General features: G+C 40.3%; 26 protein-coding genes. 14 read left to right on the top strand and 12 right to left on the bottom strand.

All coding sequences use genetic code 11. From position 1 onward, the window contains the following. Positions 1-17: 17 nt before the first annotated feature. The 4 genes from KI363_RS05030 to KI363_RS05015 form a co-directional block, all read right to left on the bottom strand. A complete protein-coding gene (locus KI363_RS05030; protein ID WP_212965676.1) occupies positions 18-1,010 on the bottom strand; it encodes an ABC transporter ATP-binding protein in 993 nt (330 codons plus the stop codon). After that, a complete protein-coding gene (locus KI363_RS05025) occupies positions 1,010-2,002 on the bottom strand; it encodes an ABC transporter ATP-binding protein (protein ID WP_212965675.1) in 993 nt (330 codons plus the stop codon). Before KI363_RS05025 ends, KI363_RS05030 begins: the two co-directional genes overlap by 1 nt. A gap of 645 nt (positions 2,003-2,647) precedes the next feature. Then, positions 2,648-2,791, bottom strand: coding sequence for a lmo0937 family membrane protein (locus KI363_RS05020; protein ID WP_158324204.1), 144 nt, complete (start codon positions 2,789-2,791; stop codon positions 2,648-2,650). Positions 2,792-2,924: 133 nt separating this feature from the next. Continuing rightward, positions 2,925-3,305 (bottom strand): thioredoxin family protein, encoded by a 381-nt coding sequence (locus tag KI363_RS05015; protein ID WP_281414068.1) that lies wholly within the window; start codon positions 3,303-3,305, stop codon positions 2,925-2,927. Between the two features lie 109 nt (positions 3,306-3,414). Here KI363_RS05015 and KI363_RS05010 point away from each other — a divergent pair, with 109 nt between their 5' ends. After that, positions 3,415-4,620 (top strand): FtsW/RodA/SpoVE family cell cycle protein, encoded by a 1,206-nt coding sequence (locus KI363_RS05010; protein ID WP_212965674.1) that lies wholly within the window; start codon positions 3,415-3,417, stop codon positions 4,618-4,620. A gap of 52 nt (positions 4,621-4,672) precedes the next feature. On the opposite strand, the gene KI363_RS05005 is transcribed toward KI363_RS05010, so the two are convergent. The 5 genes from KI363_RS05005 to KI363_RS04985 form a co-directional block, all read right to left on the bottom strand. After that, positions 4,673-5,575, bottom strand: a complete 903-nt coding sequence (locus KI363_RS05005) for a CPBP family intramembrane glutamic endopeptidase (protein ID WP_212965673.1) — start codon at positions 5,573-5,575, stop codon at positions 4,673-4,675. Positions 5,576-5,601: 26 nt separating this feature from the next. Continuing rightward, positions 5,602-6,057 (bottom strand): DUF2178 domain-containing protein, encoded by a 456-nt coding sequence (locus KI363_RS05000; protein ID WP_212965672.1) that lies wholly within the window; start codon positions 6,055-6,057, stop codon positions 5,602-5,604. Then, positions 6,054-6,263 carry a helix-turn-helix transcriptional regulator gene (locus KI363_RS04995; RefSeq protein ID WP_158324218.1) on the bottom strand — a complete coding sequence of 70 codons (210 nt, stop codon included), beginning with the start codon at positions 6,261-6,263 and terminating at the stop codon, positions 6,054-6,056. Before KI363_RS04995 ends, KI363_RS05000 begins: the two co-directional genes overlap by 4 nt. A gap of 147 nt (positions 6,264-6,410) precedes the next feature. Beyond that, positions 6,411-6,764 (bottom strand): spore coat protein, encoded by a 354-nt coding sequence (locus KI363_RS04990; RefSeq protein WP_212965671.1) that lies wholly within the window; start codon positions 6,762-6,764, stop codon positions 6,411-6,413. A gap of 20 nt (positions 6,765-6,784) precedes the next feature. Continuing rightward, positions 6,785-7,054: a hypothetical protein gene (locus tag KI363_RS04985; protein WP_212965670.1), complete on the bottom strand. Its 270-nt coding sequence runs from the start codon at positions 7,052-7,054 to the stop codon at positions 6,785-6,787. A 329-nt stretch (positions 7,055-7,383) separates the two neighbouring features. On the opposite strand from KI363_RS04985, the gene KI363_RS04980 reads away from it, so the two are divergent. From KI363_RS04980 to sufB, 12 genes are all read left to right on the top strand, one after another. Further along, positions 7,384-9,720, top strand: coding sequence for a 3-hydroxyacyl-CoA dehydrogenase/enoyl-CoA hydratase family protein (locus KI363_RS04980; protein ID WP_212965669.1), 2,337 nt, complete (start codon positions 7,384-7,386; stop codon positions 9,718-9,720). Positions 9,721-9,756: 36 nt separating this feature from the next. Continuing rightward, positions 9,757-10,932, top strand: a complete 1,176-nt coding sequence (locus KI363_RS04975) for an acetyl-CoA C-acetyltransferase (protein WP_212965668.1) — start codon at positions 9,757-9,759, stop codon at positions 10,930-10,932. Positions 10,933-10,945: 13 nt separating this feature from the next. After that, positions 10,946-12,730 carry an acyl-CoA dehydrogenase FadE gene (locus KI363_RS04970; protein WP_212965667.1) on the top strand — a complete coding sequence of 595 codons (1,785 nt, stop codon included), beginning with the start codon at positions 10,946-10,948 and terminating at the stop codon, positions 12,728-12,730. Between the two features lie 481 nt (positions 12,731-13,211). Continuing rightward, positions 13,212-13,568 carry an arsenate reductase family protein gene (locus tag KI363_RS04965; protein ID WP_158322432.1) on the top strand — a complete coding sequence of 119 codons (357 nt, stop codon included), beginning with the start codon at positions 13,212-13,214 and terminating at the stop codon, positions 13,566-13,568. Positions 13,569-13,681: 113 nt separating this feature from the next. Continuing rightward, on the top strand, positions 13,682-14,065 hold the full coding sequence (gene gcvH / locus KI363_RS04960; protein WP_158322433.1) for a glycine cleavage system protein GcvH: 384 nt from the start codon (positions 13,682-13,684) through the stop codon (positions 14,063-14,065). A 117-nt stretch (positions 14,066-14,182) separates the two neighbouring features. Next, the gene (locus tag KI363_RS04955) at positions 14,183-14,491 is read left to right on the top strand and encodes a thioredoxin family protein (RefSeq protein ID WP_158322434.1); all 309 of its coding nucleotides are present in this window, start codon (positions 14,183-14,185) and stop codon (positions 14,489-14,491) included. A gap of 343 nt (positions 14,492-14,834) precedes the next feature. Continuing rightward, positions 14,835-14,987 (top strand): YuzK family famiily protein, encoded by a 153-nt coding sequence (locus tag KI363_RS04950; RefSeq protein WP_191967478.1) that lies wholly within the window; start codon positions 14,835-14,837, stop codon positions 14,985-14,987. 219 nt (positions 14,988-15,206) lie between these two features. Next, positions 15,207-15,992, top strand: a complete 786-nt coding sequence (gene sufC, locus KI363_RS04945; RefSeq protein ID WP_158322490.1) for a Fe-S cluster assembly ATPase SufC — start codon at positions 15,207-15,209, stop codon at positions 15,990-15,992. A 17-nt stretch (positions 15,993-16,009) separates the two neighbouring features. Continuing rightward, positions 16,010-17,320 (top strand): Fe-S cluster assembly protein SufD, encoded by a 1,311-nt coding sequence (sufD, locus tag KI363_RS04940; RefSeq protein ID WP_158322435.1) that lies wholly within the window; start codon positions 16,010-16,012, stop codon positions 17,318-17,320. Next, positions 17,320-18,549, top strand: coding sequence for a cysteine desulfurase (locus tag KI363_RS04935; protein ID WP_212965666.1), 1,230 nt, complete (start codon positions 17,320-17,322; stop codon positions 18,547-18,549). Before sufD ends, KI363_RS04935 begins: the two co-directional genes overlap by 1 nt. Beyond that, entirely contained in the window at positions 18,539-18,970 is a 432-nt protein-coding gene (gene sufU, locus KI363_RS04930) for a Fe-S cluster assembly sulfur transfer protein SufU (protein ID WP_158322437.1), read from the top strand. Before KI363_RS04935 ends, sufU begins: the two co-directional genes overlap by 11 nt. 129 nt (positions 18,971-19,099) lie before the next feature. Continuing rightward, on the top strand, positions 19,100-20,497 hold the full coding sequence (gene sufB, locus KI363_RS04925) for a Fe-S cluster assembly protein SufB (RefSeq protein ID WP_212965665.1): 1,398 nt from the start codon (positions 19,100-19,102) through the stop codon (positions 20,495-20,497). A gap of 256 nt (positions 20,498-20,753) precedes the next feature. Here the strand turns inward: sufB and paiA are convergent, their stop codons facing one another. From paiA to KI363_RS04910, 3 genes are all read right to left on the bottom strand, one after another. Continuing rightward, positions 20,754-21,272: a spermidine/spermine N(1)-acetyltransferase gene (gene paiA, locus KI363_RS04920; RefSeq protein WP_212965664.1), complete on the bottom strand. Its 519-nt coding sequence runs from the start codon at positions 21,270-21,272 to the stop codon at positions 20,754-20,756. Between the two features lie 25 nt (positions 21,273-21,297). Beyond that, complete coding sequence (locus KI363_RS04915; RefSeq protein WP_212965663.1) at positions 21,298-21,750, bottom strand: MarR family winged helix-turn-helix transcriptional regulator; 453 nt, start codon at positions 21,748-21,750, stop codon at positions 21,298-21,300. A 121-nt stretch (positions 21,751-21,871) separates the two neighbouring features. Beyond that, positions 21,872-24,067 carry a heavy metal translocating P-type ATPase gene (locus KI363_RS04910; RefSeq protein ID WP_212965662.1) on the bottom strand — a complete coding sequence of 732 codons (2,196 nt, stop codon included), beginning with the start codon at positions 24,065-24,067 and terminating at the stop codon, positions 21,872-21,874. 169 nt (positions 24,068-24,236) lie between these two features. Between KI363_RS04910 and KI363_RS04905 the strand changes: the two genes are divergently transcribed. Next, on the top strand, positions 24,237-25,601 hold the full coding sequence (locus KI363_RS04905; protein ID WP_212965661.1) for a bifunctional metallophosphatase/5'-nucleotidase: 1,365 nt from the start codon (positions 24,237-24,239) through the stop codon (positions 25,599-25,601). Positions 25,602-25,649 lie beyond the last annotated feature (48 nt).

Genomic DNA, 25,649 nt, shown 5'->3' with positions numbered 1-25,649 from the left:
TCCTAAAATAGTAAACATTAATTATATAAGTGACAGGCTACTTGATGCCCTGGCTTCACCTCCTTTAATTGAGGCTTGGTTAACGCACATTCCGCAAATGCCTTTGGACATCTTGGGTGGAATGGGCAACCCTTAGGAGGATTGGCTGGACTGGGCACATCCCCTTGTAGCACGATCCGCTCTTTTTTCATCCTTGGATCAGGTGAAGGAATAGCTGAAATTAAAGCTTGGGTATAAGGGTGTAGTGGCTCAGCATAGAGACTGTCTTTCTCCCCAATTTCAGCCATATTTCCTAAATACATGACCCCAATTCGATCACTCATATGCTTTACGACGCTTAAATCATGGGCGATAAATAAGAAGGTTAAATCAAATTCTTCTTGTAATTCTTTCAAAAGATTCAGAACTTGAGATTGTACGGATACGTCGAGCGCCGAGACTGGCTCATCGGCAATGATTAGTTTTGGTCTAAGCGCCAAAGCCCTAGCGATCCCAATCCGTTGTCGTTGTCCTCCGGAAAATTCATGCGCATATTTATAATAGGCATCTTCAGGTAATCCGACTCTTCTTAATAAATCGATCACTTCTTCTTTTAAAGCTTTTTGCGATTTATTCGTGTAATTGATAATCGGTTCTGACACAACATCTCCAATCATCTGCATCGGGTTCAATGTTGCATACGGATCTTGGAAGACCATTTGGATATCTTTTCTTATCTCTCTTAGTGATTTTCCTTTTAAAGAGGTGATATCTTGATTGTTAAATATTATTTTGCCGTCTGTTGGATTTAATAGCCTTAAAATGGTCCTACCTGTTGTTGATTTACCACAGCCGGATTCCCCAACTAATCCTAATGTTTCACCGTTTTTGATTGTAAAAGATACGTTATCAACAGCTTTGACATTTCCAACTGTTTTCTTGAAAAACCCGCCTTTAATAGGGTAATACGTTTTTAAATTTTGCACTTCCAGTAAATTCTTTTTCTCTTGCTTGATGGATGTTTGGTTCATTATCTTACACCTTCTTTTGGATAGCTACTTTCATATAATAAGCAAGAAACCTCGTGTCCAGGCTCCACCTCTGCAAGTTGAGGGGAGATAGTCTTACAATCTGGTTTGGCAAATGGACATCTGTCGACAAAACGGCAGCCTGTCTGCGGCATGTTTTTTAAGGAAGGGACAATTCCTTTTATTGTTGCAAGTTCCTCTACTTCCTCTTCGATTCGTGGAATAGAGGCCATTAATAGTTTCGTATATGGATGTTGAGGATGATGGAATAAGCGATCCGCATTTGTGCGCTCAACAATTTTCCCAGCATACATAACAATCACTTCATCACACATCTCCGCTACGACACCTAAGTCATGAGTGATTAATATAATCGACATGTCATTTTCCTCTTGAATGCTTTTGAGCAATTCAAGAATTTGTGCTTGTACAGTCACATCAAGGGCAGTTGTAGGTTCATCAGCGATTAAAAGCTTCGGTTGACAAGCAATGGCAATGGCAATCATCACCCTTTGGCGCATTCCACCTGAAAGCTGATGCGGGTATTCGTCAACAACGGTATCAGCCCTCGGAATCCCGACCTTTTTTAATAATTCAATCGCCTTTGCTCTTGCTTCATCTTTCGTTATATTCTGATGGTTCAATAAGATTTCTTTTATTTGAAACCCAATCGTAAATACTGGATTTAAAGATGTCATCGGCTCCTGGAAAATCATACTAATCTCTTTTCCTCTAATCTTATTCATTTGATTATCGGATAAGCCCGCGATATTCTTACCATCAAAGAGAATTTCCCCGTTTGTAATTTTTCCGATCCCTTTTGGAAGTAAATTCATAATGGAAAGAGACATGACACTTTTGCCACAACCAGATTCCCCAACAACTCCGACAATCTGTCGAGGTTTTACAGAGAAAGAGACATCATCGACGGCATTGTAAATCTTTCCGTCTATATCAAACCCTGTTTTCAGGTTCTTCACTTCGAGCATATTCATCTCATACACACCTTCAAATATTTTATTATTTTTCTTTCAATCTATAAATTCCGACAATTTAAAGTACTTGTCTCTCTAAGAAAAAAATATTTCAAAATATTCCTTTTCATAACTTTATTACTAAGTATTTTATAATAGAATAGATTGTATTACAATAACTTTTTTATATTTCAAGGAAGTTACGAACATAGGTAGGGGCGTCTAATGTCGGCAGCAATGAAAAGCGGTACAACGTTAATGTGATAAAGGGAAGTTCGGGCAGTTCGAAATAAACAATTTTGTCGAAAAAAACATGGGTGATTATGTAAAATTTTGTATTTTCTCCAATTTTAATATTATACGAATATACTGTTTTGCTGGCAAGTGGATGCGTGATGAGAAATGAAAAAGGAAAATCCCGCTGATTGGGACTTTCCCTTTTTTGTAGCTTAGAAAATTATAAAATCCTAGCTTGTGGATAAGCTGCTTATGTCGCAGTTGACATCCAGCTCCAGCGCCCAGCGACTAGCAAACTTTCGGTGCCTTCCTACGATAAGTCAACATCAGTTCGCCTTATTAGGCTCACTGTGTTTCCTTTATCTCGTCAGGCCCCTAAAAAGTTTGTACGTCGCTAAACGGGCGCTTGCGCTTTTCTTATTATCGCAGCTAATTTGCCCGTCCTCTAAAAAGGTTGATGATAAATACAATGACGGCAAGTACTAGTAAAATGTGAATAAGGGCACCGCCGATCTTTGTGACTAGTCCTAGAATCCAAAGGATCACTAGAAGACCGATGATTGTCCAAAGCATAAGGAAGCTCCTTTCCTTTTTGTGTCTTTCTACATAATGTACCCAATTTTTTCTGGATCAAACTAGGGGGGAGGAAAGGGCAATATAAAAAGACTCCCAAATATTTCAGGAGCCTTGTAAGATAGGAAGAGCCTTATTTATTTTGCTCTAAAAATGCTGTAACTTCTTCAGGTGTTTTGGCATTGGCACTGTGTAGATGAGCTAGTTTCTCACCGTTTTGGAACAGGAGCAGACTTGGAATTCCCATGACTTGATATTGATCTGCAAGCTCAGGGAATTGGTCACGGTCGATTTGGTACCAAGTGAATTGCGGGTTTTCTTCTATGATATCGCCAATAAACATGTCCAGACGTTTACAATCTGGGCACCAGCTCGCTTCAAATTTGACGATGACAGGTTTTTCACTAGCAATCACTTGCTCAAACATTTCTTGACTTTGTATGTTTTCCATTCGGATAACCTCCGTTTCGTTATTCTGTTCTTTATTGTACGGATGTTGGGCCTTATTTTTCAAATATCTCGACTTGGAAACAAAAAGTCCAAAATTTGTTCCTTTTTTAATCGCTAGATTTTCAGTATAATGTTAAGATGGAATTCTGAACTAGAAAAAGAGGAAGAGATTAATGACAACATCTAAAAAAACGATTCCGAAAATAGATTACGGCATTATTTTAACGTTAATGCTGATGGCATTGGTTAGTTTAATTGCCATTTATAGTGCGCAGAAAACGGGACAATACAAAGTGGGAGAGCACAATATGAATTTTGTCCCTAAGCAAATCCAATGGTATGTGATTGGCTCTGTTGCCGCATATGTTATGATGCGGTTTGATTCTGATCAATTGAAAAAGGTATCTTGGTATGCCTATGGGATCTGTGCGTTTTCCTTATTAGGTCTTTTGGCGATTGATGCCTTACATTTTCCAAAAGAGTTCTTTTTAGCACCGGAAAGAAACGGGGCCCGCAGCTGGTATCAAATTCCTGGCGCAGGGTTAATCCAACCCGCCGAATTTATGAAAATCTTTTTAATTATGGTGTTGGCCAAAGTAACATCTGGTCACCATGTGAAATTTGTCCATAAAACGCTCAAGTCGGACTTCTGGTTATTAATAAAGTTGAGCGTTGTGACAGGTGTTCCCGCTTTATTAATTCTGAAACAACCCGATTTAGGAACCGCCCTTGTTTTTATTGCGATTTTATTAGCGGTTATTTTAGTGTCGGGGATTTCATGGAAGATCTTAGTTCCCTTGTTCACCGTTTGTGGGATTGTCGGAAGTGTCCTTCTATATATAGCGATTTATCATCATGAACTTTTACAAGGTGTTTTAGAGGCGCACCAATATAAGCGAATTTATTCTTGGTTAGATCCGTGGAATTTTCGAACAGACGAAGGGTATCAGCTTGTGAATGCTTTACAATCGATTGGTTCAGGGATGACTACTGGAAAAGGATTTTATAACGGGGAAGTGTATATGCCGGAAAGCCATTCAGATTTTATTTTTACGACGATTGGTGAAGAATTCGGTTTTGTTGGGGCGAGTATTGTGATCAGTCTCTTCTTCCTGTTAATTTATCAAATTACGAAAACAGGTTTAGATACGAAAAATCCATTTTATTCCTATATGTGTGCGGGTGTTGTGGCGATGATCGCCTTTCACGTTTTCCAAAATATCGGCATGACGATTGGTTTAATGCCGATTACAGGAATTCCACTTCCATTTATTAGTTACGGGGGAAGCGGGCTGCTGGCTAATATGATGGTAATTGGCATTGTGCTCTCTGTGCGTTATCATTATAAAAGGTATATGTTTGCCTCGGATGAGGAATAAAAAAAGCTGTCTAGAACTTTTTCTAGGCAGCCTTTTTGTATATAGAATGGTCTTACATGCTTTTTTCTATGTTTCTATTTTTCGTGTATAACCAGGTTATAAGGAAGCCAATTAGAATGAAAATGGTTGCGAATAACCCGCCTTCAAGACCAAAGGCTCCGCCTGTTAAAAGGGCATTTCCGTTTGTGATGTCAATTTGATAAAGGCCATGAGGAGAAATGCCACTAACCGCAAAGCCAAACACACTTCCTTGAAAGTAGTTCCACGTAATATGATAGCCGATTGGAAGCCACAAACGATTGGTTTGCTCAAACATATAGGCAAATAAAAGACCAACAAATACAATATTGATTAAACCGATGATACTGACATTCGGATTGGCTCCATGGACAATACTAAAGACAACGGCTGAAACGAGATAAATGACCCATTTTTTATTTTGCCGTGAGGCCATTGTTTTGATGACATATCCACGGAAAAACATTTCTTCAAAAAAACCAACCAAAATAAACATAATCAGAAAACTAAGTGTAAAGGCATTGAAATCGGGCTGTGAAAAAGCGTTCAACAGCTTGATATTTCCAGTTGCAAGTAGCAAAAGGAAAATCAATGTTATGGAAATCGCACCGAGGAACAGGCCGAAAAGGAAATCTTTCCATGATCTCTTAAATCCCAACTCTTTTAGCGTTTTTTTGTTTAGAAATTTCCAAAGTAGAATGGTTGCCAAGATGCCTCCGATTGTCCCTCCCCCTTGGGTAAGCAGCAAAACCCATGGCCGATTTTCAAAAGCTGATATCATATCAATTGTAATGGCAGCAGATTGATTCGTAAATTCGGTCACCGCCAAAAAAATCATACCGGGAATGGAAAAGATACTTTGGAAAATATATATGGCGATTAGGCCGATAAGAATGATCCAGCCGGAGCGGATTTGGTCTTGAGAATTTTTAAACAAACTGTTTCCTCCTCATACTTGTAAGTTTAAATTTTTCGAATATGAAAGAAATAGGTTAAGATCTGAATGATCGGAATCAGTAATACAATGAATATAGGAAAGTGGCGGAACTGTTCCTCAAATAATGGATAAAAGACAAGAAGAGATGCGGCAATAGGTGCTGATATCCAAGTGGATATAAACGCTTTACGGCAAGCTTCTCCTGATATTTCTCGTTCCCGCTCATCCCTTTCTGAAAATTGTAAGGGGAAAAGCCACGATGTTTTTTCTTTCTTTTTATAGCGATAGAGAAAATACAAGAGGATGCCGTATAGAAAGATTATCAAGAACGGCCAAACAGAAAATGTTACCTCCCATGGAGGGGTTGGATTTTTCATGATAAACGCAAACTGCGTATACGCATCATATAAAGTTGTCAGCGCCCAACCGAATAAAACCAGGGTGAAAATACTTAATAACATGGAAAGAATTGACGATCTCATACCTTTTCCTCCTTTTCTACTAACCAGAAGACGTCTTCCATTGGCAGATCAAAAACTTTACAGATCGATAAGCCTAATAATAAAGATGGTGCATAATCGCCCTTTTCGATGGCCGCGATCGTTTGGCGCGTAACCCCGACTCGATCAGCTAGATCTGTTTGTGAATATCGAAACCTGGCACGCAACTCCTTTACGCGATTTTGCATGATCACTTACCATTCCTCCTTATGTTAAGTAAACTTAACATTGTTAAATATATTGTAAAGTATATTTAACGATATGTAAAGCCCATTTAACATATTTGCTAAAAAAAAGAACAGACCGTTTATAAGTCTGTTCTATTCGCTATTCTGTTATTGGATATTTCCTTGGTAAGGGAATTGATTGGTGTACCCTTGATGTTGCTGATAGGATTGCTGAATTTTTTGCGTTTGTTCCGCTTCCAACTTATACCAACCTTTTTCAAACATTAAATTAAACAAGTCATGCTGCATATTTTGTGTTTCATTAAAAATTTCTAATAAATCTCCGTATAAATGTTGGTGGCTTGCTTCATTTAAAGCTACAGAATAAGCATGGGCCATGTATTTTTCCTGACTTAATATATCATTGACAAAATCGCGCTCATTCATTTGCGGTGTTTTGGGAACTTGGGTGTTTGGATTCTTGATTTGCTGCATGTTTTGGTTTTGATTTGAATTTTGCATAAAGAGAACTCCTTTCGAATTTATTGGGTAATCGAATTATTTTGTTGTTTTTCTTCTAAGTGACTTAAAATTTTCATATAATGTCGTTGGTGCATTTGCCCACAAGCTTCCAACTTATTTTTGATTTGCTGATCCTGACAATAAGATGCCGCATGATGAGCTTTTTTCATGGCTAGTAAATTCCAAGCAAGCATGTCATTGATATAAGAAAAATCTTTGGTTGTTAGGACATGGGGTGGCTGCGGCATAATCGGTTGTTGATTTTGTTGATTCATTGGTTGATTTTGCATTATGTTTTATACCTCCTTTATTTTGACATTTATAGTTTGTCTTGCTATTTGAATAATTATGTATTGGAAACATGCGAAATAGGGAGAGTTTGGAGGTTACGCAATACAGGCTAGTGAGCTGCAGATCAGTCAACTTTAAGGTAGTGTTTAGAATTTTCCGTCAAGTCATAAAAAAGCTTAATGGCATCTGAAAGGAAATGGATAATATTTTCCCGTTGCAAACGGATACAAATTTCGATATATTGGTAATATCAACTAGATTATCATTCTTATATTTTTTTGCGGAATAATGAATGATCATTCATTCAAAAATCAAGGAGGAATGTTCTTTGATCGACCGAATTAAAAAGGTAGCTGTCATTGGGTCAGGTGTCATGGGAGCGGGAATTGCAGCTCATTTGGCGAATGTCGGGATCCCTACTTTACTATTAGACATTGTGCCAAAAGCAGAGAATGCGGATCGGAATCAATTGGCCAATACGGCTCTGAAAAGATTATTGAAAGAAAAGCCAGCCCCTCTTACACATCGGAAACGCTTGTCTTTTATTACTCCAGGAAATATGGAAGATGATATCGAGAAGTTAGCGGAAGTCGATTGGATTATTGAAGTGGTAGTTGAAAATCTGCAAGTGAAAAAGCAGGTAATGAAATTGATTGACGAACATCGGCGTACTGGGAGTATTGTCAGTTCGAACACATCAGGGATTTCTGTTGAAGCAATGGCAGAAAGCCGATCTGAGGATTTCCAAGCACATTTTCTAGGTACGCATTTCTTTAACCCCCCACGTTATTTGAAATTGCTGGAAGTGATTCCGACAACACACACCAATCAAGAGGTCTTGGATTTCATGAAACAGTTCGGGGAAGATGTGCTCGGAAAAGGAGTTGTGGAGGCGAAAGATACACCTAATTTTATCGCCAATCGTATCGGCACCTATGGATTGCTTGTGACCGTACGTGAGATGTTGGCAGCGGGATTCAGCATCGGAGAGGTGGATTCCATTACAGGAACCTTGATTGGGCGCCCGAAGAGTGCTACTTTTCGCACCCTTGATGTTGTCGGGCTCGATACATTTATCCATGTGGCGCAAAATGTTTATGACCACGTGGAGGGGGCGGAAAAACAAGTTTTTGCCGTGCCGGAATTTATGAAGAAAATGCAGGAACAGCATTTGTTGGGAAGTAAGGCAGGAAAAGGCTTTTATTGGAAAAAGGGAAAGGATATTTTGGAGTTAAACCCGGAAACTTTCCAACATGAACCACGTAAGAAATTAAAAACAACAGGACTTGAGATGGCGAAACAGGCAAAGGGGCTTGAGAACCGTTTGAAAGCCTTGCTTTATTCCGATGATCGGGCAGGACAATTTCTTTGGAACATCATCGCCCCAGTTCTAGCCATTTCCGCTGAATTAGTCGGGGAGATTGCCGATGATCTGGTGGCGATCGATCAGGCGATGAAATGGGGGTTTGGTTGGAAGATCGGTCCATTCGAATTATGGGATGCGATCGGTGTTGAAAAAGCGGTGCAAAAGATGGAAGCAGAGGGGATTGCTGTTCCGGGATGGGTAAAAACCATGGTGGAAAGCGGACATTCCTCCTTTTATCATGATGAGCAGTTTTATGGTAGAAACGGAGAATATCAACCTATTAAAAGGAACCCGAAGGAAATTGATTTACGTTTATTAGAAAAGCAAGGAAAGATCGTGAAGAAAAATAGTGGAGCTAATTTAATCGATATTGGGGACGGCGTGCTTTTATTAGAGTTTCAATCTCCGAATAATGCGATTGGCTTCGACATTATTCAAATGATCAACTATGCCATTGATGAAGTGGAGAAAAATTATAAAGGTCTTGTCATTGGCAATCAAGGCAAAAACTTTTGTGTGGGCGCCAATATCGCGATGATTTTAATGGCCGCTCAGGATGACGATGTGTTTGAAGTCGACCTGGTGGTGCGGAAATTTCAGGAGGCAATGTTACGGATTAAATATAGTGAAAAACCGGTTGTTGTCGCCCCATTTGGCATGACGCTTGGTGGGGGGGCGGAAGTGAGTTTACCCGCTGCTCATATTCAAGCCTCGATGGAAACCTATATCGGCCTTGTGGAAACCGGGGTCGGCCTGATACCAGGTGGCGGTGGAAATAAGGAATTATACCTGAAGATATTAAGAAACATCCCAGAGGGGGTGGAGGTGGATTTACAAGCGGTCGCGAATCGTGTTTTTGAAACGATTGCGCTGGCCAAAGTGTCGACGTCGGCGGAGGAAGCGATCGAAAATAACTATTTATCCCATACAGATGGCATTAGTGTGAATCATGATCATTTGCTGTGGGATGCCAAGCAAAGAGTGATGACATTATATGAACAAGGCTATCAACCACCTGCGCCTGAGAAAATTCCTGTGACAGGAGAAACAGGCTATGCCGCTTTATTAGTAGGGGCGGAAGCGATGCGATTATCTGGATATATTTCCGACCATGATATGAAAATTGCCAAAAAGTTGGCTTATGTAATTGCAGGGGGAAATCTTCCGTACGGAACATTGGTGGATGAACAATATTTATTAAATCTTGAAAGAGAAGCTTTTATCCAACTTGTCTCTGAACCAAAGTCGCAGCAACGGATGCAACATATGTTAATGAAAGGAAAACCATTGAGAAATTGATAGATTCTTAATTTAGCCAAAGTGAGGAGGAATAACATGCAAGAAGCTGTGATTGTTGCTGGAGCCAGAACTCCGGTCGGAAGAGCCAAAAAAGGGACACTCGCTTCGACACGTCCGGATGATCTTGGGGCGCTAGTCGTAAAGGAAACGTTGAAGCGGGCAGGGAATTATGAAGGCAAGATTGATGATTTGATTATCGGTTGTGCGATGCCGGAAGCAGAACAAGGGATGAACATGGCTCGATATATTGGTGCTTTGGCCGGTCTACCTGAAACGGTTCCGGCGATCACGATTAATCGTTATTGTTCATCAGGCTTACAATCCATCGCTTATGCGGCAGAACGAATTATGCTTGGGCATGCTGATACGATCATTGCTGGTGGAGCGGAATCAATGAGTTTAGTGCCGATGATGGGGCATGTCGTGCGTCCAAATCGAAAAATCGCGGAAACTGCTCCTGAATATTATATGAGCATGGGGCATACAGCAGAGGAAGTAGCTAGAAAATACGGGATTACCCGTGAGGAACAGGATGCATTTGCTGTTCGCAGCCACCAAAAAGCGGCGAAAGCAATAGAAGAAGGTAAATTTGTAGATGAAATCATTCCCGTTGAAGTGACCTCACGAAGGGTCGATTCAGATCATAAGCTCCAAGAAAAGACGGTTTTATTCGCAGAAGATGAAGGGGTGCGAGCCGATACAAATGCAGAGGTATTAGCAACACTCCGTCCGGCTTTCTCTGTGAAAGGAACGGTGACAGCTGGCAATGCTTCACAAATGAGTGATGGCGCAGCGGCGGTGCTGGTTATGGATCATGAAAAAGCAAAATCGCTTGAACTTCAACCGATTGCTAAATTCCGTTCTTTTGCTGTGGCGGGGGTTCCACCAGAGGTGATGGGAATCGGCCCGATTGAGGCTGTTCCGAAAGCATTGAAACTGGCAGGGCTTGAATTATCAGATATCGGATTATTTGAATTAAATGAAGCTTTTGCTTCCCAATCGCTCCAAGTTATTCGTGCTTTAGAAATTGATGAGGACATCGTGAATGTGAATGGGGGCGCGATTGCCCTTGGGCATCCGCTTGGATGTACAGGGACGAAATTAACTCTTTCTTTAATCCATGAAATGAAACGAAGAAATGTTCAATTTGGCGTTGTAACAATGTGTATTGGCGGGGGAATGGGCGCAGCAGGTGTTTTTGAATTGATCTAAGGAGGGATTTGGAATGGAAAATAAGGTTAGGAAAATCATGAAAGGTGGAGCCTTTCTAATCGAAGAACTGACTCCTGAACAATTATTTACTCCAGAAGACTATACAGATGAGCATAAAATGATTTACAAAACGAGTGATGATTTTGTCAAGAAGGAAGTGTTGCCCCAAGTCGAATACTTAGAAAATCATGAGTTTGATCGTTCTGTCGAATTGCTGAAAAAGGCAGGAGAACTTGGCCTTTTAGGAGCTGATGTTCCCGAAGATTATGGTGGATTAGGATTAGATAAAATCAGTTCCTCCTTGATTGCGGAGGCGATGTCGCAAGCGGGTGGTTTTTCGATCTCGCACGGGGCTCATGTAGGAATTGGTTCTCTACCGATTGTTTTGTTTGGCAACGAAGAGCAAAAGCAAGCCTACCTGCCAGCCCTGGCAACAGGGGAAAAATTAGCCGCCTATGCCTTAACAGAACCAGGATCAGGCTCAGATGCATTAGGCGCAAAAACAACGGCTGTACTGAATGAAGCTGGTACTCATTATCTTTTAAATGGAGAAAAACAATGGATCACGAATTCCGCTTTTGCCGATGTATTCATTGTCTATGCCAAAATTGATGGAGAGCATTTTTCGGCTTTTATCGTGGAACGTGATTTTCCTGGTGTGTCTACTGGTCCAGAGGAAAAGAAGATGGGGATTAAAAGTTCATCTACTCGGACGTTAATTTTAGAAGATGCCCAAGTGCCAGCCCGAAATCTTTTAGGGGAAGCTGGTAAAGGACATCGGATTGCTTTCAATATCCTCAATATTGGCCGCTATAAGCTTGGAGTGGGGGCAGTTGGCGGATCAAAGCGTGCGTTAGAAATTACATTGAAATATGCGAATCAACGGAAACAATTTCAAACACCAATTGCCCAATTTAATTTAACGAAAGAGAAATTTGGTACATTAGGTGCGGAACTTTATGCAGCGGAAAGCTCTGTTTATCGAACGGTTGGCTTGTTTGAGGAAAAAATGAGTCAATTAACAGAAGAGGAAGTGAAGGACGGTAGTAAAGTAGCGGAAGCGATTCGGGAATATGCGATTGAATGCTCTTTGAATAAATTTTTTGCTTCAGAAGTGCTGGATCATGTGGTCGATGAAGGGGTGCAAATTCATGGTGGCTACGGCTATATGGAAGAGTACGAGATTGAAAGAGCTTATCGGGATTCGCGGATTAATCGGATCTTTGAAGGAACGAACGAAATTAATCGCTTGCTTGTCCCAGGAACATTTTTAAAAATGGCCTTTAAAGGGGAGCTCCCCTTATTGGAAAAAGCCCAAACCTTGCAGGAAGAACTAATGATGTTAATGCCTGAGGAGCCGGGGAATGAACCATTAGAGCAAGAGAAATACTTAGTCACTGGAACTAAAAAGGTTGCCTTAATGATCGCCGGGTTAGGGGCACAAAAATTCGGTGCTAAGCTTGAGGAGGAGCAGGAGATTTTAAGTAAAATGGCAGATGTTGTTTCATTGGCCTATGCGATGGAATCGGTTGTGGTTCGGACCGAAAAAGCGATAGCCAAAACGGGGATCGAGAAAAATAAGCAGAAACTTCTCTACACAGAAATCTTTTGCCAAGAAGCGATTGTAAAGGTAGAACAACTGGCGAGGGAGAGTCTGGCGGCGATTGAAGAAGGGGATACCTTCCGCATGATGAACTCTGCTTTGCGGAAATTGATTCGTCATACACCGATTAATAGCATTGCCAAGAAAAGAGAAGCAGCTGATCACTTAATTCCTGCCGAGCGGTATATCGTATAATTTGAAAACACCGGATTGGAGAGTATCTTCCATTTCGGTGTTTTTTATTGCTTTAGGGAATGGTCTATTTCATAGGATAGGAAAGTATAAATTTTGGCTAATGCTGGATCTAGCTCCAGCGCCCAGCGGCTAGCAAATTTACGTCTTCTTCCTACGATAAGTCAACATCGGTTCGTCCTTCGTCCTCACCGTGTTTCCTTTATCTCGTCAGAAGCCTTTAAATTTGTATGCCGCTAAACGGGCGCTTGCGCTTTTCTTATTAAACGGGCCAAATTTTGGGTTAAATGGTCCAAACTTTTGGTTAAACGGGCGAATTAATAGATTAAATGGGCCAAAGCGTAGATTAATCGGGCCAAACTTTCAATTAAACGGGCGAATGGACGAGTTATCTGAAGTACCTTGAGGTAGGAAGCTTTCGTTCTGTGTGAATCATGTTATTATGTTATAATCAGGGCAATCTACTTGGATTGGAGAGATAGGAGTGGCTTTACGTTTTTATTGGTATCCCAAGTGTGGGACATGCCGAAATGCTAAAAAATGGCTGGATGAACATGGGCTAGAGTATGAAGAAATACATATTGTCGAGCAGCCCCCATCCCGTGATGAGTTAGAAAAGCTATATCAAACAAGTGGTTTGCCGTTAAAAAAGTTTTTTAACACAAGTGGGAAAAAGTATCGGGAACTTGGGCTAAAAGACAAGGTTGGAACGGCCTCGGATAATGAGTTACTTGAAATACTTTCTAGTGATGGCATGTTAATCAAAAGGCCGATCGTAACAGATGGTCAGACTGTGACCGTTGGTTTTAAAGAAGAGGAATTCAACAATACTTGGGGCTAAGTGAGCGTTGTCTTATGGAGATGGATTGAAATCAGATTGCAGCAAACAATATTTTCTTGATTTTATGAAACTCTTTTTGTACATTACTAATATTAGTGCTTGGAGGGATCAAGGTGAACATACCAAAGGAATTACGATATTCAGAAGAACATGAATGGGTGAAAGACGAGGGAGATAAGGTAAGGATTGGGATTACAGAATTTGCTCAAGACGAATTGGGTGATATCGTATTTGTAGAACTTCCTGAAGTCGGTGATGAAGTAACAGTGAATGAACCATTCGGAAGTGTGGAATCTGTTAAAACCGTTTCAGAGCTTTATTCACCAATCAGCGGGAAAGTGGTTGAAGTCAACGAAGATTTAGATGATAGCCCTGAATTGGTCAATGAATCTCCATATGATAAGGCGTGGATGATTGTCATCGAACCAGCGGATAAAAGTGAAATGGACAACCTTATGTCCGCAGAAAAATATGCGGATATGACAAGTGAGGAATAGAAAAAAACTTGTTATTTTATAGAACCCACATCATGTGGGTTTAGACTTTTTAATAAGAAAAAATGCACTGTGGTTCAAGTACCATAGTGCATTTTTTCCAAAAGGATGATTGGTTTCATGAAAGAATGTACAAAAGATGAAATAATCGATGCGTTAGAAAATAAGGAATCAGTGGTTCTCTATTTCTACACGCCTCTATGTGGAACGTGCCAGGTGGCAGGAAAAATGTTGGGGATCGTGGAACAGATGATGGATGAACTCCCGTTTAAAAAAGCGGACCTCAACTATTTACCAGAAATAGCTGAACGATTTTCCATTGAAAGTGTCCCCTGCTTAATCCAACTGAACGAAGGAAAAATCCAAAATAAAATCTACGCCTTTCATTCTGTCCCTTATTTATATGAGAAACTACGGAAGTCCAAATGAAAATACTTGATTACAAAAAGTCCTAGGTGCCTGGGGCTTTTGCTTTAGTTATCTGGTACTTTCGGTAGAGTTTTTCAAATGAACATTTCCGCACAAAAATGCTGTTTAACCTATAAGCCATGCGGATGAAAGCATGTATTTTCCCATATTTTCTATTTTGTTATTTGTTTTCTTTCGTTTATAATGGGGTACGTGACAAGGGCAATAAAAAATGACCTTTTTTAGAGGATGTTTAAAAAGTCCGGTAAATTATCCTCCTTTTTAAACACGCACCTTTGAAAGGGTCAAAAAATGAAAGGATTGGTCCCTTATTAATCCCTTAAAGATTGAGTACACAGATGGTATGGAAAAAGCGATGCATGCGGCGCATGGAGTTGGCTACGAAATTTATAAAAGAAAACATGACATTCGGATGACGATTGAGAAAAAACGAGAAAAAGACTACTTGCGTTCTCAAAGAGTGGCATCGGATTTAGAACGGAAAATACATGTTTAAAAAAACATTAAAACTTAACCTAATAAACGTAAAAACCTAGAATTACAAGGTTGGCCTATTAAATGGCCAACCTTTTTTAATATCTTTTTTTAAAAGAATAAAACGAGTGAAAAATCCCCCCTAGTTGATAATAATTTTAAAATGGTTTAAGATGGGAGAGGAGTAAAAGGGAAAAACACTCATTAAATAAGAAAATCACAATCTCGATACGGAGGTATGATCATGGCTTCAACATTAGTTATTAAAGATCTTCATGTGGAGATCGAAGGTAAAGAGATTTTAAAAGGTGTAAACCTAGAAATAAAGGGTGGAGAAATTCACGCAGTGATGGGTCCAAACGGTACAGGTAAATCAACCTTGGCATCCGCGATTATGGGACATCCAAAATATGAAGTGACAAGTGGTTCTATTCACTTGGACGGGAAAGATGTATTAGAAATGGAAGTGGATGAGCGCGCGCTTGCGGGACTTTTCCTAGCCATGCAATACCCAAGTGAAATCAGTGGGGTTACCAATGCCGATTTCCTTCGTTCTTCCATCAACGCACGCCGCGAGGAAGGAAACGAAATTTCTTTGATGAAATTTATTAAAGAAATGGATAGCAAAATGGAAGTATTAGAGATGGATCCTGATATGGCACAACGCTATTTAAATGAAGGATTCTCTGGTGGGGAAAAGAAACGGAATGAAATTTTGCAATTGATGATGATTCAACCGGCGATTGCGATCCTTGATGAGATTGATTCAGGCCTTGATATTGATGCCTTGAAAATTGTTTCGAAAGGGATTAATGAAATGCGTTCCAGTGATTTCGGTTGCATGATCATTACTCACTATCAACGTCTTCTAAATTATATCACTCCTGACAAAGTGCATGTGATGATGCAAGGTCGTGTTGTGAAATCTGGTGGTCCAGAACTTGCCCAAAAACTAGAAGCAGAAGGTTATGACTGGATTAAAGAAGAACTAGGCATTGAAGACGAAACAGTTGGTCAAGAAGCATAAGTGTTAGGAGGATCATAATGACAATTGATACGAAAATGGCAATCGATCAAGACTACATCCGCTCCTTCTCGACTGAAAAAGGCGAGCCTGCTTGGTTAACAGATCTTAGAGTAAAAGCTTTCGCCCTTGCGGATGAAATACCGATGCCAAACCCTGATAAAACAAGAATTACTAAATGGAATCTCACAGAATTTAATAAGCATCAGGCTGATGGAGAGGTATTTCAATCCTTAAACGACTTGCCTGAGATTGCAAAAAATGTTGTCCATATAGATAATGCCAATAAGAATCTATATATTCAACATAATCAAACAGCTGCCTATTTAACTCTTTCAGATGAATTGAAGGAGCAAGGGGTTATTTTTACAGACATCCAGACGGCTGCCAAAGAACATGGCGAGCTTTTGCAAAAATATTATATGAAAGATGCTGTAAAGGTTGACGAGCATAAATTAACCGCTCTTCATGCCGCTTTAATGAATGGAGGGGCATTCCTCTACATTCCTAAAAATGTCGAAGTCAAAGAACCGATTCAATCCGTGTTTATTTTTGATGATCAGGAAGCGGCGATGTTTAATCATGTGCTTGTTGTAGCGGATGATAATAGTTCTGTGACCTATGTTGAAAACTATCTTTCTGTGACAGACGAGACAAACGGTCTTTTCAATATTATTTCTGAGGTTGTAGCAGGAAACAATGCCAAAGTGATTTATGGGGCTGTTGATACCCTTGCAAAAGGCTCTACAACCTATGTGAATCGTCGTGGTATTACTGGTCGTGATGCTACACTTGACTGGGCATTGGGCATGATGAATGATGGTGATACGATTTTTGAAAATATCACCAATCTCATTGGCGATGGTTCAAATAGTAATGCCAAGACGGTTGTAGTTGGTACTGGTAAGCAAACGCAAAACTTTACAACCAGTATCGTTCACCATGGAAAAGAGACGGAAGGCTTTATTTTAAAACATGGTGTGATGAAAGATTCGGCTTCTTCGATCTTTAACGGTGTGGGAAAAATCGAAAAAGGCGCATCTGGTGCCAATGCTGAGCAAGAATCGCGAGTCTTGATGCTTAGCGAAAAAGCCCGTGGGGACGCGAACCCGATCCTGCTGATTGATGAAGATGATGTCATGGCAGGACATGCTGCTTCTGTTGGGCGAGTAGACGAATTACAACTTTACTACCTCATGAGTCGCGGAATCTCTAAAGCAGATGCAGAACGATTGATCATTCATGGCTTCCTTGCACCTGTTGTCGAGCAATTGCCGATTGAAGCGGTTAAAAATCAGTTAACAGAGATTATCGAGAGGAAAGTTAAGTAATGAAAATTTCAGAGGTTCGCCAATACTTTCCGATTCTCGATCAAGAAGTCAATGGACACCCGCTTGTGTACTTGGATAGTGCCGCGACCTCACAAAAACCAGTGCAAGTGATCGAAGCACTGGATCGATATTATCGAGAGTATAATTCAAATGTGCATCGAGGAGTCCATACATTAGGTACTCGAGCTACCGATCAATATGAGGGAGCACGAGAAAAAGTTCGCCGATTCATCAATGCCTCATTAGTGGAAGAAGTTATTTTTACAAGAGGAACAACAACCGCTTTAAACACGGTTGCAGCAAGCTACGGAAGGGCCAATCTGCAAGAGGGTGATGAAATTGTCATTACCTATATGGAGCATCATAGTAATGTCATTCCATGGCAGCAGATTGCAAAAGAAAAGAAGGCTATTTTAAAATATCTTCCGTTACAAAAAGATGGAACCATTGATCTTGAGGATGCGCGTAAGACGATTACCCCGAAGACGAAAATTGTTTCCATCGCGCATGTTTCGAATGTATTAGGGACGATTAATCCCATTAAAGAATTAGCCGCGATTGCTCATCAAAATGGGGCGATTATGGTTGTGGATGGTGCGCAAAGTGCTCCTCATATGAAGATTGATGTGCAAGAGTTAGATTGTGACTTCTTTGCCTTCTCTGCCCATAAAATGTGTGGCCCTACAGGAGTTGGCGTTCTGTATGGAAAGAAGGCATTGTTAGAGGGGATGGAACCAGTAGAATTTGGCGGCGAAATGATTGATTTTGTCGGCCTTCAAGAATCTACGTGGAAGGAGCTCCCTTGGAAATTTGAAGCGGGGACGCCGATTATTGCAGGTGCGATCGGGCTTGGGGCTGCAATCGATTTTCTTAATGAGGTTGGCCCTGATGAAATTCTCGCGTATGAACATCGCTTAGCTGCTTATGGGATGGAAAAGTTGTCTTCTGTAGAAGGTTTAAAGATTTATGGACCGGAAGAAGCCGAGCAACGTGCAGGAGTGATTACGTTCAATTTGGATGATGTTCACCCTCATGATGTCGCCACTGTTCTAGATGCAGAAGGGATTGCGGTTCGAGCAGGTCATCATTGTGCACAACCTTTGATGAACTGGTTAAATTGTTCTGCTACAGCAAGAGCGAGCTTTTATTTATATAACACGGAACAAGACATTGACAGGCTCGTAGAAGGCTTAGTCAAAACAAAGGAGTATTTCACGAATGTCTTTTAGTAACCTTGATCAACTCTACCGACAAGTCATAATGGATCATTACAAAAATCCGCGTAATAAAGGCAGCCTAGAGGATGGAAATCTCACTGTTGACATGAATAACCCAACATGTGGAGATCGAATTCATCTTACCATGAAGGTTGAGGATGGCAAGGTGACAGATGCTAAGTTTGAAGGGGAAGGTTGTTCCATTTCAATGGCATCTGCGTCGATGATGACGCAAACGATTATTGGAAAAGATGTGGAAACAGCATATAAACTTTCTCATATTTTTTCTGAAATGATTCAGGGCAAGGATTATGATGAAGAAGATCTTGATCTTGGTGATATGGAGGCTTTACAAGGAGTTTCCAAGTTTCCAGCCCGAATTAAATGTGCCACCCTTGCGTGGAAGGCGATGGAAAAAGGATTGAATGAATAAACGAAACTCATTCAGTGTAGATAATACTCGCTGAAGCAGCAAAGGCGAGATTCGAAATAGGCAAGGCAAACCGAAACGCCTTTGTGACTGCTTCTTGCAGGGAAAATTTCAAGAATGGAGGAATGAAGAATGGCGAAAAAAGCACCGGTAATTGGCGATTATAAATATGGTTTCCGTGATAAAGACGTTTCCATTTTTCGTTCAGAACGGGGATTGACAAGAGAGATTGTAGAAGAAATCTCCAAAATGAAGGAAGAACCAGAATGGATGCTAGAATTTCGCTTGAAATCTCTTGAGCAATTTTACAAAAAGCCAATGCCTCAATGGGGCGGAGATTTAAACGGATTGAATTTTGATGAGATCACGTATTATGTGAAACCATCTGAACATACAGAGCGTTCTTGGGATGAAGTTCCGGAAGAAATCAAGCAAACCTTTGATAAATTGGGAATTCCGGAAGCCGAACAAAAGTATTTGGCTGGGGTATCTGCTCAATATGAATCAGAAGTTGTCTATCATAATATGAAAGAAGATCTTGAAGAGATGGGAATCGTCTTTAAGGATACGGATTCTGCCCTCAAGGAAAATGAAGATATTTTCCGTGAGCACTGGGCAACTGTCATTCCACCGGCTGACAATAAATTTTCCGCATTGAACTCAGCTGTTTGGTCTGGGGGATCTTTCATTTATGTTCCACCAGGTGTAAAAGTGGATACACCACTTCAAGCGTATTTCCGTATTAACTCGGAAAACATGGGGCAGTTTGAGCGGACACTGATCATTGTGGACGAGGGAGCATCTGTTCATTATGTAGAAGGATGCACAGCGCCTGTTTATACAACGAACTCGCTTCATAGTGCAGTTGTTGAGATCATTGTGAAAAAAGGTGGCTATTGCCGTTATACAACGATTCAAAACTGGGCGAATAACGTGTATAACCTAGTAACGAAGCGTGCTGTTTGTCATGAAAATGCGACAATGGAATGGATCGATGGTAACATTGGTTCTAAATTAACCATGAAATATCCATCCGTTCTATTGATGGGTGAAGGGGCACGTGGTATGACCCTTTCCATTGCAATCGCTGGAAAAGGGCAACACCAAGATGCTGGAGCGAAAATGATGCATTTAGCACCAAATACATCTTCTTCGATTGTTTCTAAATCCATTTCGCAACATGGTGGAAAAGTAACCTATCGTGGGATTGTACACTTTGGCCGTAAAGCGGATGGTGCTCGTTCTACGATTGAGTGTGATACCATCATCATGGATGACAAATCAACTTCTGATACAATTCCATACAATGAAATTTTGAACGACAATATTTCATTGGAACACGAAGCGAAAGTATCGAAAGTTTCCGAAGAACAACTCTTCTACCTTATGAGCCGTGGCATTAGTGAGCAAGAAGCAACAGAAATGATCGTCATGGGCTTCATTGAACCATTTACAAAAGAACTACCAATGGAATATGCCGTTGAAATGAACCGTCTGATTAAGTTTGAAATGGAAGGTTCGATTGGTTAATAGCCCTAAACCCTTAGATATGACAAGAGTTAGGGTGAAATAGAAATAGAAAAAGAAAAATACGACTGCGTGCCAACTCTCTGCCAAGTCAGATTTTCTTTTAGTGTAGAAGGCGAACTTTGGAAGTTCGTCTTCTTCTATTTTTCAGTGATATCAATGTAGATAAGGATTCGACTCAAATCCCCATCGGATACCCTTATGATTATTTTAAAATATCGTGGAAAATATATAATCATCTACCTCCTCTAAAAAGAAGTTACCCAAGTGTTTTGACCATTATAAAGTCTACTTGTTCTTCATCTCCCATATAAAAAGAGTGGGCGCCTAATTGCACAAATCCCATTTTCTTATAAAAAGCAAGGACATTTTCATTTTTTTCCCATACGCCTAGCCAGATTTTCTTTTTATTATGTTCCATTGCCATATCCATTGCTTTATTGAACAGATATTTGCCAAGCCCATGTTTTTGAAAGTTGTTCTTTACATAAATCCTTTCGATTTCAAGGGATTCATCCCCCATCTCTTCAGTCTGAGCATCATCGGTATTGACTTTTAAATAGCCTGCAATTTCGTTATCAACATAAATAAAAAAGAAGTGTGAAGACGGATTAGATAATTCTTTTTCTACTTGTTGCAAGTTAAAAGCCTTTTCCAAATAAGCCTCCATATTTTCTGGTGAATTTTGATGCTTAAATGTCTCATTAAATGTTTCATAACTAATTTCTTGAAGTTTACGTAAATCTTTAAGCCTGCATTTTTTTAGATGTGTTGTCATTTTAATCAGTCGCTCCTTTATGTCATCAATAATGTCTCCTGTTGCCCTTTTTTACATATTCCCAGTCTTTTTCTATATTATTTTTAACTCTTTGCAGAAGATGGAAAATGGTTTCTGCTTCTTTTTCCGAAAACCCCTCTAATGCGACGGTATTGGAATAATCATTTTCTCTTTTTATAAATGGATACACCTTTTTCCCTTTCTCTGTTGGAAAAAGTTTTTTTATTTTTTTGTTATGTGTATCTTCTTTCTTTTCAATAAAGCCATTCATTTCAAGTTTTTTGATAGCCCGAGAGGCTGTGGTTCGATCTACTTTGATCATCTCAGCTAACTTTTCTTGAATGATTCCTGGATCTTCACATATGCGCACAAGATACAAATACTGCCCTTTTGTAAGGTCATATTCTTTAAATTCTATATTACTGATAGAATCTAATGCTCTTGCTATCACGCCAATTTCACGAAGAATTTCCTTCATAATAACCTCCTATCAGTACGTTTTTTGTTGCAACTACAACAAAATAAGATACTTATTAAATGTAAGCTATTTTTGTTGAGTTTGCAACAAAAATAACAACCCTACTAATGGAAGTTACACACTATGAATGGAATTTGATCCTTTTTAGTCTCAGGGCATTTAGCACAACGGACACAGAGCTAAACGCCATAGCAGCACTAGCTAGCCATGGGGCTAATAAGCCAAACATCGCAAATGGGATCATGACGATATTGTAGAGAAAGGCCCAAAGGAAGTTTTGTTTAATATTGGTCATCGTTTTTTTGCTGATCTGAATGGCATCCACGAGGCGCCGTAAGTCTCCTTTGATAATCGTGACGTCTCCGGATTCGATGGCGATATCAGAGCCAGTGCCAATGGCGATGCCGATATCAGCAATAGCGAGAGCAGGCGCATCGTTCATGCCATCTCCCACCATAATGATTTTTTCTCTCTTTTTCTGTAAATTTTTGATGATGGTTGCTTTATCCATGGGGCTGACCCCTGTTTGTAGTTTTTTGATGCCTACTTGTTTGGCCACTGCCATGCCAGTGTAGCGATTATCCCCTGTTAATAGTATTGGTTCTAGACCCATTTGCTTTAAACGAGAGATGGCCGCTACGGAGGAACTTCTTATTTCATCGGCAACTGCGATAATCCCGGCAAAACGAGCGTCGACCCAAGCGATCATCACGGTTTTCCCTTCTGACTCCCATTTGTTCACTTGTTGCTTGTTTTTGGGGGATAAGGAATGAAGTTGATAGGCAGGATTAGCAATGACTACCTTTTTACCGAGAACGATCGCTTCCACACCATGACCCGGAATGATTTGTACTTGCTCAGCGGTTGGAACAGAGGGAAGGGTGGACTGGATATGATTGACAATGGCTTTCGCTATGGGGTGATGAAATCCTTGTTCCACAGCACCTATAAGCCTTAATACCTCTTCTTTCTGCCAACTATCAATCTGAATGTCTGTCACATGTGGCTTTCCTTTTGTCAAAGTGCCTGTTTTATCTAAAATGATCGTGCGGCATTTTCCTAATACTTCCAGATATTTCCCTTCCTTAAACAAAATTCCCATTTGGGCGGCCCTTCCACTTCCAACCATTACAGAAGTAGGCGTGGCCAATCCGAGTGCGCACGGGCAAGCAATGATCAAAACAGCGATCGTTTTTTCCAATGCAGCGCCTAATTGATCTGGTTGTAAAAATAAATACCATCCTAAAAATGTCGCCATCGCGGTTAGGATCACAATCGGAACGAAGACAGCTGTGATTTTATCGGCCGTCTGTTGGATCGGGGCTTTCGAGCCTTGCGCTTCTTCGACAATTTGAATGATCTGCGATAGGGTTGTCTCATTATCTTTTTTCGTTACTTTCACCCTTAATAATCCATGTTGATTGATCGTTCCCGCATAAACAGAATGACCGATCGTTTTCTCAATAGGAATACTTTCTCCTGTTAATAGGGACTCATCAATCATCGTGGAGCCCATCAAGATTTCCCCATCAATCGGTATTTTTTCTCCTGGTTTAATAATTAAAATATCACCAAGGGCAAGTCGATTTACCGGTGTAGCTAATTCTCTGCCATTTTCATAAAGAGTCGCTGTCTTCGTTTGTAATTGGTAAAGTTTTTTGAGGGCTTCGGTCGTTTTTAATTTTGTCTTTGCTTCAAGTAATTTCCCTAATAAAATAAAAGTGATAATAAAAGCACTTGTTTCAAAGTACAAGACAGGGGTAGGCATGGACGATTGTAAGGTGGTAAACGTTAGATAATGACTATAGAAAAACGCGGCAGATGTACTTAAAACAACTAAAACATCCATATTCGCGTGTCCACTTTTTACAGCCTTCCAAGCCCTTTCGTAAAATGGAAAGCCAATGACAAACTGAATCGGAATGGTGAGAATCAATTGCAATAAAGGCTGAGTTAGGAAATCGGGGGCCTTAATAAATGGAGCCCATGTGAAATGATCGAACATCGCCCAAGCCAAAGGCATGGTTAGTAAAGCGGATAGGAAAAATCTCCGTTGTAGTTTTTGGATTTCCTTGTATGGATTGCCTTCCGTAGAGAGCTGCTCGATTGCTTTTACATCGAAACCAATGTTGCGAATTTTATCGAAGACCTCTTGAAGGTTTGTCCGTTTTCTATGAAAGGTCACTCTGCCTTTTTCGGTTGCGAGATTGACATGAATGTCGATCACCCCTTCTATCTTAGACACGACCTTTTCAATTCTTGTTGCACACGCGGCACAGTGCATCCCTGTAACAAAAAAATGTTGGGTTTCTTCCATGATCTTTGTTCACCATCTTTTCTTCTATCCTATTGTTATAGTCTATTGGCGACCTAAGCAGGTTAGAACAAGCTTGCACTTTGGTTCTAAGAGGCTTACCTTTCAATTTTTCTTGTTTTTTGCTATAGTTTTTAGTAATTATTTTTAGGATGAGCTAGGAAGTGGATCGATGATTGAAAGGATTCATATTTACCATACAAATGATATACATAGCCATTTTGAATATTGGCCAAGAATTCAATCGTTTTTACTAGAGAAACAAAAATTGCATCAGGCGGCTGGAGAGGAAGTTTTGCTATTTGATATTGGCGACTTCTCTGATCGCTGGCATCCTTTCACAGAAGGAACAAGGGGGAAAGGGAATACCGAGTTGTTAAATGAGACGGGCTATCGGGCTGTGACGATTGGCAATAACGAAGGGATTACGTTCCCACACGAAGATCTAGCCGCATTATATAAAGAAGCTAAGTTTGATGTGCTTGTTGCGAATTTGTACGAAGCCGAACAAGTGCGTCCTGATTGGTGTCTCCCTTATAAAATATACGAAACAGGAAAAGGTACAAAAATTGGTGTAACGGCCGTGACGACTTATTATCAGAAATTATACAACCTTCTTGGTTGGGAGTTGACCGAGCCTTTTACAGAACTGGAAATACAATTGAATCGGATGAAGGAAGAAGCGGACATTCTGATCGTTCTGTCTCATTTAGGGATTCATGACGATAAAAAACTAACGCAATTATTTCCGCAAATTGATCTTATATTGGGATCCCATACACATCATTATTTTATGGAAGGGGAAAAAGTAGATCATACATTGATGGCGGCAGGGGGAAAACATGGCCGGTTTGTTGGGTATGTAGAGCTTCATGTTGATCATGAAGCTCAATCTATTCCTTTGCTTAAAGCGCGGCTGTTTGAATCTCAATTATTGCCGGCTGTGCAGGATGAAGAGAAGGTCATTCAACATTTTATGGATAGGGGCAAAGCACAATTAGATGAGACCGTGGCGATTATAGATGAGCCGTTTTTCTATTCATGGAAGGAAATATCGGAGCTGGCTTTGTTGCTTTGCGATGCGGTACATGAATGGTGTGAAGCAGAATGCACCATCATTAACTCTGGTTTGGTGTTAGCGGACTTACAAAAGGGGAGAGTGACGAAGTTTCATTTGCATCAGATGCTTCCCCATCCGATTAATCCTTGTACTGTGGAGCTTTCAGGGGCGGAATTAAAGGAAATCATTCTCGAAGCAGAAAGGGAAGATTGGCCAGAGGTTGAAGTGATTGGTCTTGGGTTTCGCGGAAAAGTGATGGGGAAATTTGTGTATCGTGGGATTGAGGTAGATAAAGAGAAGTTGCAAATCCAAATCAACGGAGAACCGATTGATTCAGAGCGGATGTATAAGCTGGGGACCGTTGATTTATTTACTTTTGGGAAATACTTCCCTGGTATTAAACGCTCTCCAAATAAAACCTATTTTATGCCAGAATTTTTACGTGACATCATGGCATGGAAGTTGAAGCGTCTCTAGCGAGGGAAAGCGCAAGTGCTCGTTTACAAGACATTGAAAAGCGAATGG

It is taken from the genome of Lederbergia ruris (assembly GCF_018332955.1).
GTDB lineage: Bacteria > Bacillota > Bacilli > Bacillales > Bacillaceae_C > Lederbergia > Lederbergia ruris.
This window is presented reverse-complemented; position numbering and strand designations above follow the sequence as displayed.